An 18,171-nucleotide genomic window follows, 5' to 3' on the forward strand; every position below is an offset into this window, starting at 1 on the left:
AAAATACAGTTTGGCGCCCTGAGTTGGGTGTTTGCAGCGGGATAAATCAGCGAAAGATCAAAATCCCTAAACTTTTAACAACTCCCTGCCGCAAACTTCAAACTTCAAACTGTTTTAGTATTTTCGCGGTATCTATGAAAAAGATCGAACTGGAAATAGTGGCCCTGTCGCACAGCATTACGCAAACCCATTCGTATGCCGTGGTTTTGGGCGAAATGAACGGGTTGCGCCGCCTGCCGATCGTGATCGGCGGTTTTGAGGCGCAGGCCATTGCCGTGGCGCTCGAACACATGCAGCCTAGCCGGCCGCTCACGCACGACCTGATGAAGAATTTCATGAACGCTTTTGGTGTTGAATTGCAGGAGATCATCATCAGCGATCTTCAGGAAGGTATTTTTTATTCGAAACTGGTATGTTTTACAGAGAACGATACCGTTGAGATCGACAGCCGCACCAGCGATGCCCTGGCACTTGCCGTGCGTTTTGGCTGCCCCGTGTATACCTATGAACACATTCTCGAAAATGCGGGCATCCTTATGGAAGACGGGGGCGAGAAAAAGATCAAGAATGAGGACCGCGAGAGCGAAGGCGTAAGCATCGAGGAAACGGGCCGCGAGCGATTGTCGAGCATGAACCTCGAGGAGCTCCAGGCATTGCTGAACAATGTGCTTGAGCAGGAAGATTACATCAGGGCCATCTCTATCAGGGATGAGATCAATAAGAGAAAATAGTTTTGAGCCGTGCGCTGCGGGCCACGCGTTTTTTAATTCATACAGAGCCGGTGGCTCACAGCGCTTAGCTTATACCCATGCTCAATTTCCCCAACTGCAAGATCAATCTCGGCCTTAACATCACGGCTAAAAGGGCGGATGGGTACCACGACCTAGAAACCGTTTTCTACCCGGTGGGTCTGAAAGATGCCCTTGAGGCCATCAGGCTGCCGCAAAGCAGTTCACCCGTTTTATTTGAAAGTACCGGGTTAGCCGTTGCAGGCGATGCCGCAGACAATCTTTGCGTGAAAGCCTGGAACCTGCTCAAAAAAGATTTTCCTTCATTGCCTTCCGTTCATATGCACCTGCACAAGGTCATCCCAATGGGTGCAGGGCTCGGCGGTGGTAGTGCGGATGGCGCATTTGCCTTGATGCTGATCAACAAACTCTGTGCGCTCAACCTCAGCGAGCAGCAACTGCTCGGTTACGCGCTTCAACTCGGCAGCGATTGCCCGTTCTTTATTCTCAACAAGCCCTGTATTGCCACGGGGCGCGGAGAAAAACTGGAACCGGTAGCGCTCGATCTTTCAGCATACCGGTTGGTGCTGGTTAACCCCAACATCCATATTTCCACTGCATTTGCATTCTCAAATATTACGCCCGCAGAACCGCAGCGCCCGGTTTCAGACATCATCCGCCTCGCGGTGGAAGAATGGAAAGAATGGCTCGTGAATGATTTTGAAAAAGGAGTTGCCGCCGCACACCCCGAGATCGCATCCATCAAAAAAGAAATGTATGAGAAGGGTGCGGTATATGCATCCATGACAGGAAGCGGAAGCACCGTGTACGGCCTGTTCCGTAAAGAAAACAGGCCGGCTCTTGCGGTACAGTCTACCTGGAGAGTATATTATATATAATAACAACCGTTAGTATTAATCGATTGAAATTTTCTAATAAAGTAGATATTTCTTTGATAATTATCAACACATCTGGACAATTTCTGAAAATTCTATTTCCCAAAACGTTGATTTTTTCCTAAATTACAACGCGATTGCCTGCCGATTTTATTCCTGATTAAATTCGATTGTACATGCGTGTTCCCCAACCCAGCGAAGGGCTCTACGACCCTTCCTTTGAGCACGATGCCTGTGGTATAGGTTTCGTGGCAAACATCAAAGGCAACAAATCGCATCAGCATATTGCCGATGCATTGACCGTTCTCGAAAACATGGAGCACCGCGGCGCCTGCGGCTGTGAAGTAAATACGGGCGATGGCGCCGGCATCATGCTCCAGGTGCCGCATGAGTTTTTCTTCGACGAATGTTTGAAATCAGGCGTTCAGTTGCCTGCCTTTGGTAAATACGGTGTTGGCGTGGTCTTCTTTCCCAAACAGATCAGCCTGCGCGAAGAGTGCCGCGACATCTTCAACCGCGCCGCTGAGAAACTGGGGCTCGAGATCCTGGCTTACCGGAAAGTTCCGGTTAACAAGGAAGACATCGGCCCTACCGCGCTTTCTGTTGAACCTTGCATGGAACAGGTGTTTGTTGCCTGTCCCGACCATATTACCAATCCCGATGAATTTGAACGAAAACTATTCATACTCCGCAATTACGCATCACACACCATCAGCAACACCGTAAAAAAGGACGAGATCGGTTTTTACATTGCATCGCTTTCTTACAAAACATTAATCTACAAAGGCCAGCTCACCAGCATGCAGGTACGGAAATATTTTCCCGACCTGAGCGATAAAAGAGTAGTATCCGCTTTCGGCCTCGTACACTCGAGGTTTGCAACGAACACCTTCCCTTCCTGGAAGCTTGCACAACCGTTCCGGTACATCGCACACAACGGCGAGATCAACACGCTGCAGGGAAACCTGAACTGGCTGCGCACCAGTGAGAAAGGTTTTACCTCTCCCTATTTTACAAAAGAAGAAATGGACATGCTGTTGCCCATCGTTACCGGCGGGCAATCCGATTCTGCCTGCCTGGATAACATGATCGAGTTGCTCACACTCAGCGGCAGATCGCTTCCGCACGTGATGATGATGCTCATCCCGGAAGCATGGGATGGCAACGAGCAGATGGACCCGGTGAAGAAAGCGTTTTACGAATACCATGCCTGTATGATGGAGCCCTGGGACGGCCCCGCTTCCATCTCGTTCACAGATGGAAAAATAATTGGCGCAACGCTCGACAGGAACGGGCTGCGCCCCTCGCGTTATGCGGTTACGCACGATGACCGTGTGATCATGGCATCGGAAACAGGTGTATTGCCCATCGATCCATCGCTGATCAAAGAAAAAGGAAGACTGCAGCCGGGCAAAATGTTCGTGGTGGATATGGAGCAGGGAAAGATCATCAGCGATGATGACCTGAAACGTTCCATCTGCTCGCAGAAACCGTATGCAGAATGGCTCAACAAATACAAGATCCGCCTGGAAGAATTGCCCGAACCGCGCGTGATGTTCACGCACCTTGAAAGCGACCAGGTATTCAAATACCAGAAAGTTTTTGGCTACTCAACCGAGGACCTCGATACCATCATCGCACCGATGGCCCTCGACGGTAAAGAACCGATCGGCTCTATGGGTACAGACGTGCCGCTTGCGATATTGAGCGAGCAGCCGCAGCACCTCAGCAGTTATTTCAAGCAGCTTTTTGCACAGGTAACCAACCCTCCTATCGATCCCATACGCGAACGAATGGTGATGTCGCTCGCCACTTTCGCGGGCAGCAATGGCAATTTACTGGTGGAAGATCCATTGGCCTGCCATAGTGTGGCACTGAAACATCCCGTTCTCAACAACCACGAGCTGGAAAAGATCAGGAGCATTGATACCGGTATTTTCCAGGCGAAAACATTGCAGACCTATTTCCGCGCCAATGGCAACCCGGGTTCATTGAAAGCGGGCCTCGACCGTCTTTGCCGCTACGCGGTTGATGCGGTTGAAGATGGTTTTGAAGTGATCATCTTAACGGACCGCGCCATCGACTCCGACCACGCGCCTATCCCTTCTTTATTGGCAACGGCCGCAGTGCACCATCACCTCATACGCAAAGGTTACCGCGGGCAGGTGGGAATCATTGTAGAAGCGGGCGATGTTTGGGAAGTGCACCATTTTGCGTGCCTGCTCGGATTTGGCGCCACGGCGATCAATCCATACCTCGCATTGTCGTCGATACGCGATATGAAACTGAGCGATAAACTGCGCACCGATCTTGATGCCGACCAGCTCAAAAAGAATTATGTAAAAGCAGTGAACGAGGGGTTGCTGAAAGTATTTTCCAAAATGGGGATCTCCACTTTGCAATCTTACCAGGGCGCGCAGATCTTCGAGATCATAGGACTGAACAGGTCGGTGGTTGATCAATACTTTACCGGCGCCACCTCGCGCATTCAGGGAATGGGGCTGGATGAGATCGCAAAAGAGATCCTGGCCAAACATTTCTTCGCGTTCAGTAAAAAAGAAATTCCCGTTGACCGCCTCCCCGTTGGCGGTATTTACCAATGGAAAAGAAAAGGCGAGTTCCATTTGTTCAACCCGCAAACCATTCACCTGTTGCAGCATGCAACGAAGACGAACGACTATGCAACTTTCAAAAAATATTCGAAGCTTGTAAACGACCAAAGCGAAAAAGCATGCACACTGCGCAGCCAGTTCCGTTTTAAACGTACGCGGCCATCGGTTTCGATAGACGAAGTGGAAGCCGCAGAAAACATTTACAAACGTTTCGCAACCGGCGCCATGTCGTTCGGCTCTATCTCCTGGGAAGCACACACCACACTCGCGATCGCGATGAACCGCCTCGGCGGAAAAAGCAACACGGGTGAAGGTGGAGAAGACCCGGTTCGTTTTGAAAAAATGGAGAATGGCGATTCGATGCGCTCGGCGATCAAACAGGTTGCCTCTGCACGATTTGGTGTTACAAGCTTATACCTTACCGAAGCGGATGAACTGCAGATCAAAATGGCGCAGGGCGCAAAACCCGGCGAAGGCGGACAGTTGCCGGGCCATAAAGTGGATGAATGGATCGGAAGGACCAGGCACGCCACACCAGGTGTTGGTTTGATCTCACCTCCGCCACACCACGACATCTATTCCATCGAGGACCTTGCACAGTTGATCTTCGACCTCAAAAACGCGAACCGCGCGGCACGCATCAATGTGAAACTTGTTTCAAAAGCCGGCGTGGGAACCATAGCGGCAGGGGTTGCAAAAGCAAAAGCAGATGTGGTGCTGATCTCCGGCCACGATGGCGGAACAGGCGCCTCCCCCATCAGTTCCATCAAACACGCAGGATTGCCCTGGGAGCTCGGTCTTGCAGAAACACACCAGACACTCGTAAAAAACAAACTGCGCAGCCGCGTTGTGGTGCAGGCAGACGGGCAAATGAAAACCGGCCGCGACATCGCCATCGCAGCTTTGCTGGGCGCCGAAGAATGGGGCGTTGCAACAGCAGCGCTGATCGTGGAAGGATGCATCATGATGCGCAAGTGCCACATGAACACCTGCCCGGTTGGCGTGGCCACACAGGACCCGGAATTGAGGAGCCGTTTTACGGGCGACCCGGATCATGTTGTCAATTTCTTCCGCTTTATTACAGAAGAGTTAAGGGAGATCATGGCAGAACTCGGTTTCAGGACGATAGAAGAAATGGTGGGACAGGTTGATTCGCTGGAGATGCGCGACGACATCACCCACTGGAAATACAAAACGCTTGATCTATCGGGTGTGCTGTACAAAGAGCCGTCGTTCGAAACATCGTTGTACAACACAGAAGAACAGGATCACGGCATTGCAGAGGTGCTCGACTGGAAATTACTGGAAGCGGCAAAAATTGCGCTGGAGAAAAAACAGCGCGTGTCTGCCTCCTTCCCGATAAAAAATACGGACAGGACAGCGGGAACGATCCTGTCGAACGAGATCACAAAAATATACAAGGCAGAAGGACTGCCGGAAGACACGATACATTTCACTTTCAACGGAACCGCGGGCCAGAGCTTCGGTGCATTCAATACAAAGGGAGTAACGCTCGAACTGGAAGGCGATGCAAATGATTATTTCGGGAAAGGACTGAGCGGCGCAAAACTGATCGTCTATCCATCGCGGCAGGCATCGTTCCATCCGGAAGAGAACATCATCATTGGCAATACCGCGTTTTACGGCGCCACATCGGGCGAAGCCTTTATCAGGGGAAAAGCAGGTGAACGATTCGCCGTAAGAAACTCGGGCGCAAACGTGGTAACAGAGGGCGTTGGCGATCATGGCTGCGAATACATGACCGGCGGCACAGCCGTGATACTGGGAAGCACGGGCAGGAATTTCGCAGCGGGCATGAGCGGCGGCATCGCTTATGTGTACGATGTAAATGCAACATTCCATGCACTCTGCAACAAGGAGATGGTGGACCTCGACCCGCTGGACCAGCAGGATGCGCAGCAATTGCACGACATGATCACCAAACACTATGCATACACGGCAAGCAGCGTTGCAAAGTTTGTACTGGATGATTTTGAGAACCAGCTGAAGAATTTCATCAAGGTGTTCCCGAAAGATTATAAGAAAGTGCTTTCGGGCCAGTACTCGAAAGTAAGTTCACGATAGCAGCTGCGTGCCATGCGCATTGTTTTACCAGGCACAGGGCACGCAGCTTAAACACCATTCACCACACAACAACGACACATGGGCAAACCAACAGGATTCCTGGAATTCACAAGAGAGCTTCCGGCAAAACGTGCGGCGAAAGAACGCATCGGGGATTACAATGAATTTGTAGAGCGGCTGCCGGAACAGAAACTGAATGAGCAGTCTGCAAGGTGCATGAACTGCGGGGTACCGTTTTGCCACAGCGGGTGCCCCCTGGGAAACATCATCCCCGAATTCAACGATGCGGTATACCGCAAGAGCTGGATGGAAGCATACGATATCCTCAGCGCCACCAACAATTTCCCCGAGTTTACGGGGCGGATCTGCCCTGCGCCCTGCGAGAGCTCATGCGTGCTGGGCATCAACCAACCGCCTGTTACCATAGAGGAAATAGAGAAGCACATCATCGAGATCGCATTCGATAAGGGATTTGTAAAACCACGCAAACCAAACCTGCGCACAGGGAAAAAAGTTGCGGTGATCGGGTCGGGCCCTGCAGGACTTGCCGCTGCTGCGCAGCTGAATTATGCCGGGCACCACGTTACCGTGTATGAAAGGGACGATGCCCCTGGCGGACTGCTGCGTTACGGCATCCCTGATTTCAAACTGGAAAAATGGGTGATCGACCGCAGGATCGCGTTACTGGAAGAGGAAGGCATCGTATTCAAATGCAATTCGAATGTGGGCGGCAACGTAAGCATCAATGACCTGCTGAGGGAGTTCCATGCAGTGGTACTTGCAGGCGGTTCAACCATACCGCGCAATCTTGACATCGAAGGAAGGAACCTGAAAGGCGTGCATTTTGCCATGGAGTTCCTGAAACAGCAGAACAAAAGGGTGAGCGAGCGACCGGTAGAAGGCGAACCCATTTTTGCAACCGCGAAGAACGTGGTGGTGATCGGCGGTGGCGATACGGGAAGCGATTGCGTGGGCACGTCAAACCGCCACGGCGCAGCATCAGTGACGCAGTTTGAGTTAATGCCCAAACCGCCAGAAAGCAGGACCCATGCGATGCCATGGCCAACCTACCCGATGGTATTGAAAACAACATCATCACACGAAGAGGGCGCACACAGGCATTGGGCCATAGCTACCAAAGCGTTCATTGGTGATGAGAACGGGTTCTTAAAGGCGCTTCGCGTGGTTGATCTCTCGTGGAAAACACCCGCTAACGGAGGCCCGGCAAAATTTGAAGAAGTGGCGGGCAGTGAGCGGGAGATCCCCTGCGAACTGGCATTGCTGGCGATGGGATTTGTGCACCCGCAACACGATGGCCTGCTGAAGCAGCTGGACATAGACCTGGACGAAAGGGGAAATGTAAAAGCAAACGACCAATCTTACCAGACCAATATCCAGAAGATTTTTACCGCCGGGGATATGCGCCGCGGACAATCGCTGGTGGTTTGGGCCATCAGCGAGGGACGTGAGTGTGCACGTAAAGTAGACGAATACCTGATGGGCAGTTCCGTGCTCGAATCCAAAGACAAAAGCTATTTGATAAGCATATAATTTAAATATATACATTAAAAGCCCGCCTTTTCCGAAGGCGGGCTTTTTGTTTTACGACTAAAACTAACATTTTGAACAATTTCAAATGAAACAAGGCCAATTTTAGATATTATATATATTATTATAAAATGTTAATAATTTGAACAATTGTTAGTTGATTTTTTAGTATTTTACATAAAATAATTCAATATTATTATTTTCTTGTATTTAATAACCAAAACCTAGAGCATGCAAAAAATGACAATCAAACAGGCGGCACCATTTATTGTGCTGATGGCCGTATCGATTGGGGCCATCTTTATTCCTTCCTTTACGGCTTATGCTGATGAGGCAAAAGCATACAATTCAGCCGACATCGCATGGATCATTGTGGCCACTGCGCTCGTTTTCCTGATGACGCCCGGATTGGCTTTTTTCTATGGCGGGATGGTTCACCGCAAAAATGTGATCTCTACCATGATCAAAAGCGTGGTGGCCGCCGGTGTGGTAAGTATTCTCTGGGTTTTTATTGGTTACAGCCTTTGCTTCGGCGACCCGGTAAGGGTTGGTGGTTTGAGCGTGATCGGTAACCCTTCCACCCACCTGTTCTTCAAAGGCGTGATCTCCGGTGCGCCATGGAGCCTGGCGCCGAGCATTCCATTGGGATTGTTCGCCCTTTTCCAGTTGATGTTTGCGATCATTACACCGGGCCTTGTAGTGGGCGCTGTTGCTGAACGCATCCGTTTTACAGCTTATATCCTCTTCATTGCATTGTTCAGTTTGCTGGTGTATGCTCCCATCGCACACTGGACCTGGCACCCGGAAGGATTTCTTTTCAAATGGGGTGTGCTCGACTTTGCTGGTGGTACCGTGGTTCACATCTCGGCAGGTTGCGCGGCATTGGCGGGGGCGCTGGTATTGAAGCAGCGCCAGTCGCACCTCGAGCACAAGGAAGTTCCACCGGCCAATATCCCTTATGTTTTGATCGGAACGGGTTTGCTCTGGTTCGGATGGTTCGGATTTAATGCAGGATCGGCCCTTGGCGCCAACGCGCTCGCCGTATCTGCCTTCGCCACTACCAATACCGCAGCAGCAGCAGCCGGTCTCTCATGGATGTTCTTCGACGTGGTACGCGGCAAAAAGCCATCCGTACTCGGTTTCTGTATAGGCGCCGTTGTTGGCCTTGTTGCCATCACGCCGGCTGCAGGTTTTGTTGCCGTGCCGCAGAGTATCTTCATCGGTTTTGCAGCGGCCATCGTTTCTAACCTGGCCGTTTCTGCCAAGAGCAAAACATCGATCGACGATCCGCTGGATGTATTCGCATGTCATGGTATCGGCGGTATGGTTGGTATGTTAATGACGGGCATCTTCGCCACCAAAACCGTAAACAGCGCCGGCGCAGACGGGCTGCTGTATGGCGGAACGGCTTTCTTCGTCACCCAACTGAAAGCGTTGATCATTGTTGTGGTATACAGCTTCACGGTATCGTTCCTCATCTTCAAATTCATCGGCCTTATTTTACCGCTTCGTGTGAGCACGGAAGAAGAAGCGATCGGGCTCGACGCTACGCAGCACGATGAGAAATATGGAAGGACACCGCAGGTAGCTTAACCGGCTCCCGGCCTCAACTCCTACTAAAAAGGTACAGCCATTTGATAAACCTCTGACCAGGTTTAAAGGCTGTACCTATTTGTTAATCATAAAACCCATTGCAATGTTAAAGAAAATTTCAGCAGTATGCATCGGATTCCTGGCCTTTCAGCCGGCCGATGTTGATGCACAAACGGATTCGTCCAAAAAATCGGTCACCACTTTTACAGGATCGGTGGATGCCTATTACCGTTTCCCGTTCAGCGATCCGCCGGGCACGGCAACCAACAACCTGACCAGCTTTACCAATTCAAAGAATTCTTTCGAGCTCGGCATGGCGTCTATTAAAGTAGAACACACGGTGGGCAAAGTTTCAGCCACAGCCGATCTCGGTTTTGGAAGAAGGGCGCAGGAGTTTTCCTACAACGATGTAGGCACCACGCTCACCGCGGTAAAACAGGCTTTTGTTAGCTACGCGCCGTCATCCTCCGTAAAATTTACGCTGGGAAAATGGGCCACGCACGTCGGTTATGAATTGCTCGATGCGTATGCAAACCGCAATTACAGCATGTCGTACGGCTTCTCTTACGGCCCGTTCTTCCATACCGGCATCAAAGCAGATATATCTTTGGGCGGGAAAAGCGCGATGATGATCGGTGTTGCCAATCCCACCGATTACGTAAGCGCACCCAACGGTGTAAAAATGGTGATCGCCCAATTCAGTACGGCCACCAAGAACGACAAGCTGAAGGCTTACCTGAATTTCCAGGGAGGCACCGGTATTTCGCAGTTTGATCTTGTTTTGATGGGAACACTCAGCAGTCAGTTCAACATTGCATACGATGGAACCATCCAGACTAGTAAGATCGGCACCACAAATTCAAGCTGGAAAGCGCATGCGCTGTACCTCAACTACGATCCCACTTCTATGTTCGGCCTCACGCTGCGCGCCGATTATTTCGACGACCGCAAACTCTCACCCGTACTCGGCGTGAACAAAGTTTTTGCAACCACTCTTTCAGGCAACATAAAGATCGACAACCTCACCATCATACCCGAATTCAGGATCGACGCAGCAAAAAATGCCGTGTTCCAGAAAGGCGACGGTACCGCTACAAAAAGCAACGGCGCATTTATACTGGCGGCAGTTTACAGGTTCTGATGTAACACGAAGACAAAGCAAACCAAAACATTGCTTATTGAACAAGAATTTAGGCTATACATGAGAGAAAACAGGCATCCTCCGGGGTGCCTGTTTGTTTCGGCAGCGCGCCGGATCAAAACAAAATCTCATCACCCTTTACCGGTCACTCGGCTTCACCGTGCACAACTCCCTTAAAAATCCTAAGTTCGGGCCATGAAACGCATCCTCCGCCCGTTGCAATGGATCTATTGTGTATACGCTCTACTGCTTTTTGTTGCGTTGATGTTTGTGGTGGTGCCTTTTGTTTTGCTTTCACTGCTGCTCGGGAAAATACGTGGTGGAAACATCATTTACCAGCTCTGCCGCGCATGGGGAACGGCCTGGTACTTCCTGGTCGGCATCAGGCACAGGGAAATTTATGAACAGCCGCACGACAGGTCGCGGCAGTACATTTTTGTATGCAACCATATCTCGTATATGGACATCCCTCCCATTGTTCTCATTGCGCACCAACCCATCCGCGTGCTGGGAAAAGCGGAGATGACCAGGGTTCCCGTTTTCGGATGGATCTACCGTGCGGCGGTGATACTGGTGGACCGCAGCAGTTCCGAAACGCGTGCAAAGAGTGTGCGCGCTTTGAAATCGGCACTCAGGCACCACATTTCTATTTTTATTTTTCCCGAAGGAACTTTCAATGAGACCCCAAAACCGCTCAAAGATTTTTACGATGGCGCGTTCCGTATTGCCATAGAAACACAGACACCCATCAAACCACTCCTGTTTCCCGACACGATCGACAGGCTCCATTACAGAAGCCTGTTCGTATTAACACCGGGCATCAACCGCGTGGTATACCTCGAAGAAGTGCCGGTAGAAGGGTTAACGTTGAAAGATGTAAAGTGGTTGAAGGAAAAGGTACACCGGATCATGGAGGAAGGGTTGCGGAGGTACAGGACCTATGGGAATTGAGCCCGATCGCATAAGGTGATGCGATGTTCAGATACTTTTCTATTGAAGCTGTGCATAATGCTTAACAACAGGCACTCCCAATCCTTAACACAGGTTAAAAGTTACCATCGTTCGAGGGCGGCGGTGCAACTTTACTTATTTTTACCGTCTTAACTTGTTTTTTCCTTTGTTCATCGAAGTTATCATACCTCTTTTCCTCCCGAAAAACTACACCTGGGCCGTGCCTGCGCAGATGCAGGCTGCCGTGCAGCCGGGTGTGCGTGTGGAAGTGCAGCTGAAGAACAAGCGATATGCCGGCATCGTAAAAAAGATGCTCGATAAAAAGCCAGAGGAATTTGAACCGAAAGAGATCCTCAATGTGCTCGATACCGAGCCGGTTGTATACCCGCAGCAACTCGATCTCTGGCAATGGATCGCCCGCTACTACATGTGCAGCGAAGGCGAGGTAATGCAGGCCGCGATGCCCGCCAACCTGAAACTGTCGAGCGAAAGCATACTGATCTGGAACGAAGAAAGAAGCTACGATTTCAGCGATCTCACCGACTCCGAATATGTTGTTGCGGAAGCGCTGGAACTGAAAAAAGAACTGCGGCTGAACGAGGTGCAGCAATTGCTGGATGCTTCGAACGTTTATCCCGTGATCAAGAAACTGATCGAGAAAGGCGTTTGTCATGTGTGGGAAGAACTGAAAGAAAAATACAGGTCAAAAACAGAAACCTTTGTTACGCTTCACTCCAAATACAACAATGAAGACGAGCTTGCCGACCTGCTCAACAACTGGAGCAAGGCGCCAAAGCAAATGGAGTTGCTGCTCTCTTATCTTCACCTTGTAAAAACAGAAGGAGAAGTAACACAGCCGAAGCTTCTCAAAAAATCAAATGCAACAGCGGCGCAGCTGAAAGGTTTGTGCGAGAAGAACATCCTGGTGTTGGAGAAAAGGGCCACGGACCGGATCCGCTTGCTGCCAAGGGATATCCAGATCGATTTTACCCTGTCTGCCGCGCAGCAGAAAGCCTTCGACGAAGTGCAGCAGGGCTTCAGCGAAAAACAGGTTTGCCTGCTGCATGGCGTTACGGCAAGCGGGAAAACAGAGGTATACACAAAACTTATTGAAGCCTGCATTACGCAGGGAAAACAGGTTCTGTACATGCTGCCTGAAATTGCTCTTACTTCGCAGATCATACGCAGGCTGCAGAAACATTTTGGCGGGTACATTGCCATCTATCATTCCAAATTCAATCCCAACGAACGGGTTGAGATCTGGAACAAAGTAAAAACCGGCGAAACAAAAGTTGTGCTTGGCGCCCGTTCTTCGTTGTTCCTTCCGTTCAAAGACCTTGGGCTGATCATTGCCGATGAAGAACACGATGCCTCGTACAAACAACAGGATCCCGCCCCGCGTTACCATGCCAGGGATGCGGCCATCTACTACGCATCGCTCAACAACGCCCGTGTTTTACTGGGCAGCGCCACGCCTTCCATCGAAAGTTATTACAACTGTACGCAACAGAAATATGCATTGGTGCAGCTCGATGAACGTTACGGCCAGGTAGAACTTCCACAGATCTCGGTGATCGATATCAAAAAAGTTCCTGCGCAGGATAAAGGGAAGGTTGCTTTGTCGCCCTCGCTGATCGCCGCCATCGATACCTCGCTTCAGCAACAGAAGCAGGTCATACTTTTTCAAAACAGGAGGGGCTATTCTCCATACCTTATCTGCGGCACCTGCGGGTGGATACCGCAATGCAGGCATTGTGATGTTACGCTTACCTATCACAAGGCAAAGAACAGCCTGGCGTGCCACTATTGCGGCACATCGTACCCGGTGATCAATACCTGCGCGGCCTGCGGCAGTCATAATTTCAACCAGAAAAATTTTGGAACGGAAAAGATCGAAGAACTGGTGGCGGAAGCTTTTCCGAATGCGAGGATTTCGAGGATGGATTACGACAGCGTAAAAGGGAAGAACGACCACGATGCACTTATTAAATTGTTTGAACAGCAGCGGATCGATATTTTAGTGGGCACACAGATGGTGGTGAAAGGCCTCGATTTTGAGCATGTGAACCTGGTAGGCATCATCGATGCAGACGGCATATTGAACTTTACCGATTTCCGCGTCAACGAACGCGCGTTCCAGTTGATGGAACAGGTAAGCGGCCGCGCGGGCCGCAGGGATGGCAAAGGAACGGTACTGATACAGGTGAGCAACCCCATGCACCCCGTTTTGCAGTTTGTGAAGGAGCACGATTTTACAAGACTCTTCCAATTCGAACTTGCGAACAGGAAACAGTTCGATTACCCACCGTTCACACGGTTGATACAGGTGATCTTCAAACACAAAGAAAAACACATTGCAGAAGAAGCGGCCAACATCATGATGCAGGGACTCAAAAAGGATTTTGGCAACGAATGTAACGGACCGGCACAGCCCGTGGTTGACCGGGTGCGGAACCAATACCTTTGGGAAATACTGATCAAACTCCCGAAAGACGCGGCCCGGATCAATCTTTGCAAGAGAGAGATACAACAGCAGATCGTGATCATCCAGTCAAACAAAAGATACAGGGGCGTTACCATCCTTCCGGATGTAGATCCCGTGTAACCATGCAGATAGAAAAAAACATATCACTCAAACCCTACAACACGTTCGGCATCGATGCCGTTGCCAGGCGGTATGCATGTTTTTCTTCCGTGGATGAGCTGGCACTGTTAACCGGCTCTTCAACACAAAAAGAACCTTTGCTCATACTCGGCGGCGGAAGCAATATTTTATTCCGCAACGATTTTGACGGACTGGTATTAAAAAACGAATTGAAAGGAATTGAACTGACCGGTGAAGATGCAGACTATTATTATGTTCGCGCCCACGCCGGCGAGAACTGGCACGGGTTTGTGCAGCATTGCATCGCCCACCAATATGCAGGCGTGGAAAACCTGAGCCTGGTGCCGGGTAATGTTGGCGCCTCGCCAATGCAGAACATCGGCGCTTATGGCGTTGAGATCAAAGACGTTTTTCATGAACTTGAAGCGTGGCACCTGAACGACCGCAGTCTTGAGAAATTCAGTCTCGTCGATTGTGAGTTCGGCTACCGCGAAAGCGTATTCAAGAAAAAATACCGCAACCGGTTTGTAATACTCAACGTTACGTTCCGCCTGCGCAAACAACCGGTTTACAACACACAATATGGCGCCATTGAGCAGGAACTGGAGAAGATGGGTGTGGAAGAATTGTCTATCGAAAACATTTCACGTGCGGTGATCAACATCAGGACCAGCAAACTCCCCGACCCTAAGATCATCGGCAATGCAGGAAGCTTTTTCAAAAACCCCGTGATCGGGCAGGAACAATTTGACCTGCTGAAAGCAAGTTTTGCTTCGATGCCCGGATACCCTGCGCCCGGCAACCAGGTTAAAACCGCCGCCGGCTGGCTCATCGAGCAATGCGGGTGGAAAGGCTACCGCGAGGGCGATGCGGGTTGTTACGATAAACAGGCGCTGGTACTGGTCAATTACGGAAAGGCAACGGGCGATGAAATATTTACCCTCTCACAAAGAATCATCGACAGCGTTCAACAGAAATTCGGCATCGCGTTGGAACGCGAGGTCAATATCGTGTGATCGCGATCTTGATCGGATGGGAACGATCCGTTTACCGTCATAACAAAAAAAGAGAGCCAAAAACGGCTCTCTTTTCGCATCTACTAATCCAGCTCGATTAATAATATTTTGGTTTCATCACCACGCGGCGGTTGAGGGCGCGGCCGGCAGCAGTTTTGTTGTCTGCGATCGGTTGTGAAGAAGCAAATCCTTCTGAACTAAGTCTTGAAGCATCGATTCCTTGTGAAACGATGTAATCGTAAACAGATTTCGCACGGTTCTTGCTCAAAGGAACATTGATCTTGTCACCACCGGTGATGTCTGTATGTCCTTCGATATCGAGTTTCAAAGCAGCATCTTCTTTCAGGATCGCAACCACTGCGTTCAATGCAGGGAAAGATTTTGGCAACAGTTTAGCGCTGTTGGTCTGGAAGAAAATATTCTTAGCGCTCGTGTTTACTTTCTTAACCACTTCTTCTTTCACCATAGGGCAACCCTGGTTTTCCCTTACACCTGGAACATCCGGGCATTTGTCTTCCTCATCGTTGATACCGTCTTTGTCGCGGTCAGGAATAGGACAACCCTGGTAACGTGCAACACCCGGAACATCAGGGCATTTGTCGTCAACATCGTTGATGCCATCTTTGTCGCGGTCTGGTACAGGGCAGCCATTGTATTCAGGCAAGCCTTTTACGGTAGGGCATTTGTCGTTTTCGTCGTTGATGCCATCGCCATCCGTATCCGGAACAGGGCAGCCGTCGTATTTGGCGGTACCTGCAACGGTCGGACATTTATCCTTGCTGTCAACAATACCATCGCCATCTGTATCTGCTTCCACAACAACCGGTGCCGGTGGTGGTGGCGGGGTAACTATTACGGGTTCTTTTTTGTCAGACAAAGGAGAAGAGACCCCGATCGAATAATTGAAATGGTTGATGGATGTAGCCGATACTTTGTTGTTGTATCCAAACATCGCATTCAGGAAGGTTTCTTCGCCGAGGTTGAACTGGAGGCCAAGACCCGTTGGGATATAAGCCGCGAAATAAGTGCCGGCGTACATAGAGGCGCCGATACCGATGTGGGCGTAAGGAACAACCACGTAATTATCCGGAAGGAGTTTCAGGTTTACACCGGCAGTTGCCTCCAGCAAAAATTTGTTGTTGGTAGATGGTGTGATACCCGATGCTGTTGAAAATGGAAATTTGGTGAAAGATCCACCCAATGTGGTAACGAAATCGATCTTATCCGTAATGCCATTATAGTAACTGAGCGAAACGCCCGGGGCCATATCACCCAATTTCGCCCATTGTTTGTTCGATAAAACAACGCCGAGTGAGTTTTGTGTGATCAGGTTCGCGGTGGTAACGTCTTTAAAAAAGAAATTTAATCCAAGTGACGGTCTTTTTTTATAGCTGGGCAAGGTTGTCTGGGCGAAAGCTCCGGCTGACAAACCAAGTGCTATCAGGGAAAAGATGATTTTCTTCATAATGCGAGTTTTAGTAATAGGAAACAAAAGTAAGCTCTGTATCTGAATTTTAAGAAATTATGATAAGTTTATATTCACGTTTAGTTCACCGTTCCTTTTTCTACCGGCTCTACTTTTACCCTTGTTAACCCGCTTTTGATAAAGCCCAGTTTCGATGCTGCGATCCGGCTCAGATCCACTACCCTTCCTTTTTCTTTCATGCGCGGGTGCATCCTGTCGTTGATCCGCAAAACAACCGACTTGTTGTTTTTCAGGTTGGTTACACGAACCCAGGTGTTCAGGTCAAAATGATTGCTCGCCGCCGAGAGTTTGCTGTTCCGGTAGCGTTCGCCCGTTGCTGTTTTGGTTCCATCGAGGTTGGAACTGTAAAAGCTGGCGATGCCTGTTACCGAGTCGTCGTCGTCTTCCATCGCTTTTCCCGTAGAATCGGTTGCTGTCTTAACCGAATCGCCCGCAGCTTTGGCGCTGTCCAGCTGCTCCTTTACTTCGGGTGAGAACACAAAACGAATGGGTTGCACTTTAACCTTGGCCAGGCCATTGCTCATAAAGTCGAGCTGCCGGGCAGCTTCCCTGCTCAGGTCCACCACCCGCCCTTTTCTTTTCATACGTGGGTGCATCCGGTCGTTGATCCGCACGATCACCGATTTTTTGTTTTTAAGGTTGGTCACCAACACCCATGTATTCAGTTTGAAATGATTACTTGCTGCAGTGAGCAGGGCGTTGCGATACCGCTCGCCCGTAGCGGTTTTTGAACCGTCGAGGTTATAACTGTAGAAACTCGCGATACCGTTGACCGCCTTTCCGTACGGCTCAAAAGTATTGGGCGTTAGTGAATCTGTTTTGGGAATTGAATCCTTTACCAGGTCTGGGTAAACCCTGTTTTCGTAGAAAGAAGAGTCGTTTATGGTGATCAACTCAATTTTTACTTTAAAGGTCGATTCATTTTTTATTCCAAGTTCTTTAGCGGCCTCATGGCTGAGGTTGATCTTTATCCCTTTTTTCTTTTGCCTGGAGGATAGCCTGTCGTTGATCCGTACGATCGTATATTTCTTGTTTTTGGGATTGGTCACCTTTACCCATGAATTCAGGTCAAAATCGTTGCTTGCCGCGGTGAGCCGGATGTTGAAGAAGGCTTCCCCGGATGCGGTTTTGGAACCGTCAAAATCGAGGTCGTATATGCCCGCGTTGCCGGAAACCGGTTTGCCCGATACCTTGAAAGCCTCCGGCCTAAGGGTATCTACCACGGCCGAATCCTTTCTCCCGGCTTTGCCCTCCCGTTGTCCGAAACTTACCAGCACCGGGGAAAGAAAAACAATAAGGCAGATAAGCTTTTTCATCATGAATTTGTAATTTGTCACGCCAGGGGCGGTATCGATCACCGGGTAAAATAACCAAACCGTTATGCAAAACACAGGTTTCAAGCATATTTTTTTCCAGCTTCAAACCCGCCTCCATTGCCAAAATCTATGCCAAGAATGGAATAAAATTTGAAATTAAACCTTAATTAATACGATATAAATGCATAAAAATC

General features: G+C 49.8%; 11 protein-coding genes. 9 read left to right on the forward strand and 2 right to left on the reverse strand.

What is annotated here, in order from left to right; genetic code table 11:
* Nucleotides 1-134: 134 nt before the first annotated feature.
* The 9 genes from GWC95_RS12250 to murB all read left to right on the forward strand — a co-directional run bounded on the left by GWC95_RS12250 (nucleotide 135) and on the right by murB (nucleotide 15,175).
* The gene (locus tag GWC95_RS12250) at nucleotides 135-731 is read left to right on the forward strand and encodes a bifunctional nuclease family protein (protein WP_161819018.1); all 597 of its coding nucleotides are present in this window, start codon (nucleotides 135-137) and stop codon (nucleotides 729-731) included.
* A 77-nt stretch (nucleotides 732-808) separates the two neighbouring features.
* Entirely contained in the window at nucleotides 809-1,627 is an 819-nt protein-coding gene (gene ispE / locus GWC95_RS12255; RefSeq protein ID WP_161819019.1) for a 4-(cytidine 5'-diphospho)-2-C-methyl-D-erythritol kinase, read from the forward strand.
* Nucleotides 1,628-1,800: 173 nt separating this feature from the next.
* Nucleotides 1,801-6,321, forward strand: coding sequence for a glutamate synthase large subunit (gene gltB / locus GWC95_RS12260; protein ID WP_161819020.1), 4,521 nt, complete (start codon nucleotides 1,801-1,803; stop codon nucleotides 6,319-6,321).
* A 78-nt stretch (nucleotides 6,322-6,399) separates the two neighbouring features.
* On the forward strand, nucleotides 6,400-7,872 hold the full coding sequence (locus GWC95_RS12265) for a glutamate synthase subunit beta (protein ID WP_161819021.1): 1,473 nt from the start codon (nucleotides 6,400-6,402) through the stop codon (nucleotides 7,870-7,872).
* Nucleotides 7,873-8,100: 228 nt separating this feature from the next.
* A complete protein-coding gene (locus tag GWC95_RS12270) occupies nucleotides 8,101-9,462 on the forward strand; it encodes an ammonium transporter (protein WP_161819022.1) in 1,362 nt (453 codons plus the stop codon).
* Nucleotides 9,463-9,565: 103 nt separating this feature from the next.
* The gene (locus tag GWC95_RS12275; RefSeq protein ID WP_161819023.1) at nucleotides 9,566-10,603 is read left to right on the forward strand and encodes an outer membrane beta-barrel protein; all 1,038 of its coding nucleotides are present in this window, start codon (nucleotides 9,566-9,568) and stop codon (nucleotides 10,601-10,603) included.
* A 195-nt stretch (nucleotides 10,604-10,798) separates the two neighbouring features.
* Nucleotides 10,799-11,554: a lysophospholipid acyltransferase family protein gene (locus GWC95_RS12280; RefSeq protein ID WP_161819024.1), complete on the forward strand. Its 756-nt coding sequence runs from the start codon at nucleotides 10,799-10,801 to the stop codon at nucleotides 11,552-11,554.
* 166 nt (nucleotides 11,555-11,720) lie between these two features.
* Complete coding sequence (priA, locus tag GWC95_RS12285; protein WP_237722148.1) at nucleotides 11,721-14,159, forward strand: replication restart helicase PriA; 2,439 nt, start codon at nucleotides 11,721-11,723, stop codon at nucleotides 14,157-14,159.
* Nucleotides 14,160-14,161: 2 nt separating this feature from the next.
* Nucleotides 14,162-15,175: a UDP-N-acetylmuramate dehydrogenase gene (gene murB, locus GWC95_RS12290; protein ID WP_161819026.1), complete on the forward strand. Its 1,014-nt coding sequence runs from the start codon at nucleotides 14,162-14,164 to the stop codon at nucleotides 15,173-15,175.
* A gap of 97 nt (nucleotides 15,176-15,272) precedes the next feature.
* Here murB and GWC95_RS12295 read toward each other — a convergent pair whose 3' ends face one another.
* A complete protein-coding gene (locus tag GWC95_RS12295; RefSeq protein ID WP_161819027.1) occupies nucleotides 15,273-16,640 on the reverse strand; it encodes an OmpA family protein in 1,368 nt (455 codons plus the stop codon).
* A gap of 80 nt (nucleotides 16,641-16,720) precedes the next feature.
* Nucleotides 16,721-17,980: a septal ring lytic transglycosylase RlpA family protein gene (locus GWC95_RS12300; protein ID WP_161819028.1), complete on the reverse strand. Its 1,260-nt coding sequence runs from the start codon at nucleotides 17,978-17,980 to the stop codon at nucleotides 16,721-16,723.
* Between the last annotated feature and the right edge of the window lie 191 nt (nucleotides 17,981-18,171).

Source organism: Sediminibacterium roseum (assembly GCF_009939005.1).
GTDB lineage: Bacteria > Bacteroidota > Bacteroidia > Chitinophagales > Chitinophagaceae > Sediminibacterium > Sediminibacterium roseum.

What these genes read in the sequence shown, in the direction of transcription:
- gltB (WP_161819020.1), top strand. Translation starts at nt 1,801, where the DNA reads ATGCGTGTTCCCCAACCCAGCGAAGGGCTCTACGACCCTTCCTTTGAG.
- GWC95_RS12300 (WP_161819028.1), bottom strand. Translation starts at nt 17,980, where the DNA reads ATGATGAAAAAGCTTATCTGCCTTATTGTTTTTCTTTCCCCGGTGCTG.
- GWC95_RS12265 (WP_161819021.1), top strand. Translation starts at nt 6,400, where the DNA reads ATGGGCAAACCAACAGGATTCCTGGAATTCACAAGAGAGCTTCCGGCA.
- ispE (WP_161819019.1), top strand. Translation starts at nt 809, where the DNA reads ATGCTCAATTTCCCCAACTGCAAGATCAATCTCGGCCTTAACATCACG.
- GWC95_RS12275 (WP_161819023.1), top strand. Translation starts at nt 9,566, where the DNA reads ATGTTAAAGAAAATTTCAGCAGTATGCATCGGATTCCTGGCCTTTCAG.
- GWC95_RS12250 (WP_161819018.1), top strand. Translation starts at nt 135, where the DNA reads ATGAAAAAGATCGAACTGGAAATAGTGGCCCTGTCGCACAGCATTACG.
- GWC95_RS12295 (WP_161819027.1), bottom strand. Translation starts at nt 16,640, where the DNA reads ATGAAGAAAATCATCTTTTCCCTGATAGCACTTGGTTTGTCAGCCGGA.
- murB (WP_161819026.1), top strand. Translation starts at nt 14,162, where the DNA reads ATGCAGATAGAAAAAAACATATCACTCAAACCCTACAACACGTTCGGC.
- GWC95_RS12280 (WP_161819024.1), top strand. Translation starts at nt 10,799, where the DNA reads ATGAAACGCATCCTCCGCCCGTTGCAATGGATCTATTGTGTATACGCT.
- GWC95_RS12270 (WP_161819022.1), top strand. Translation starts at nt 8,101, where the DNA reads ATGCAAAAAATGACAATCAAACAGGCGGCACCATTTATTGTGCTGATG.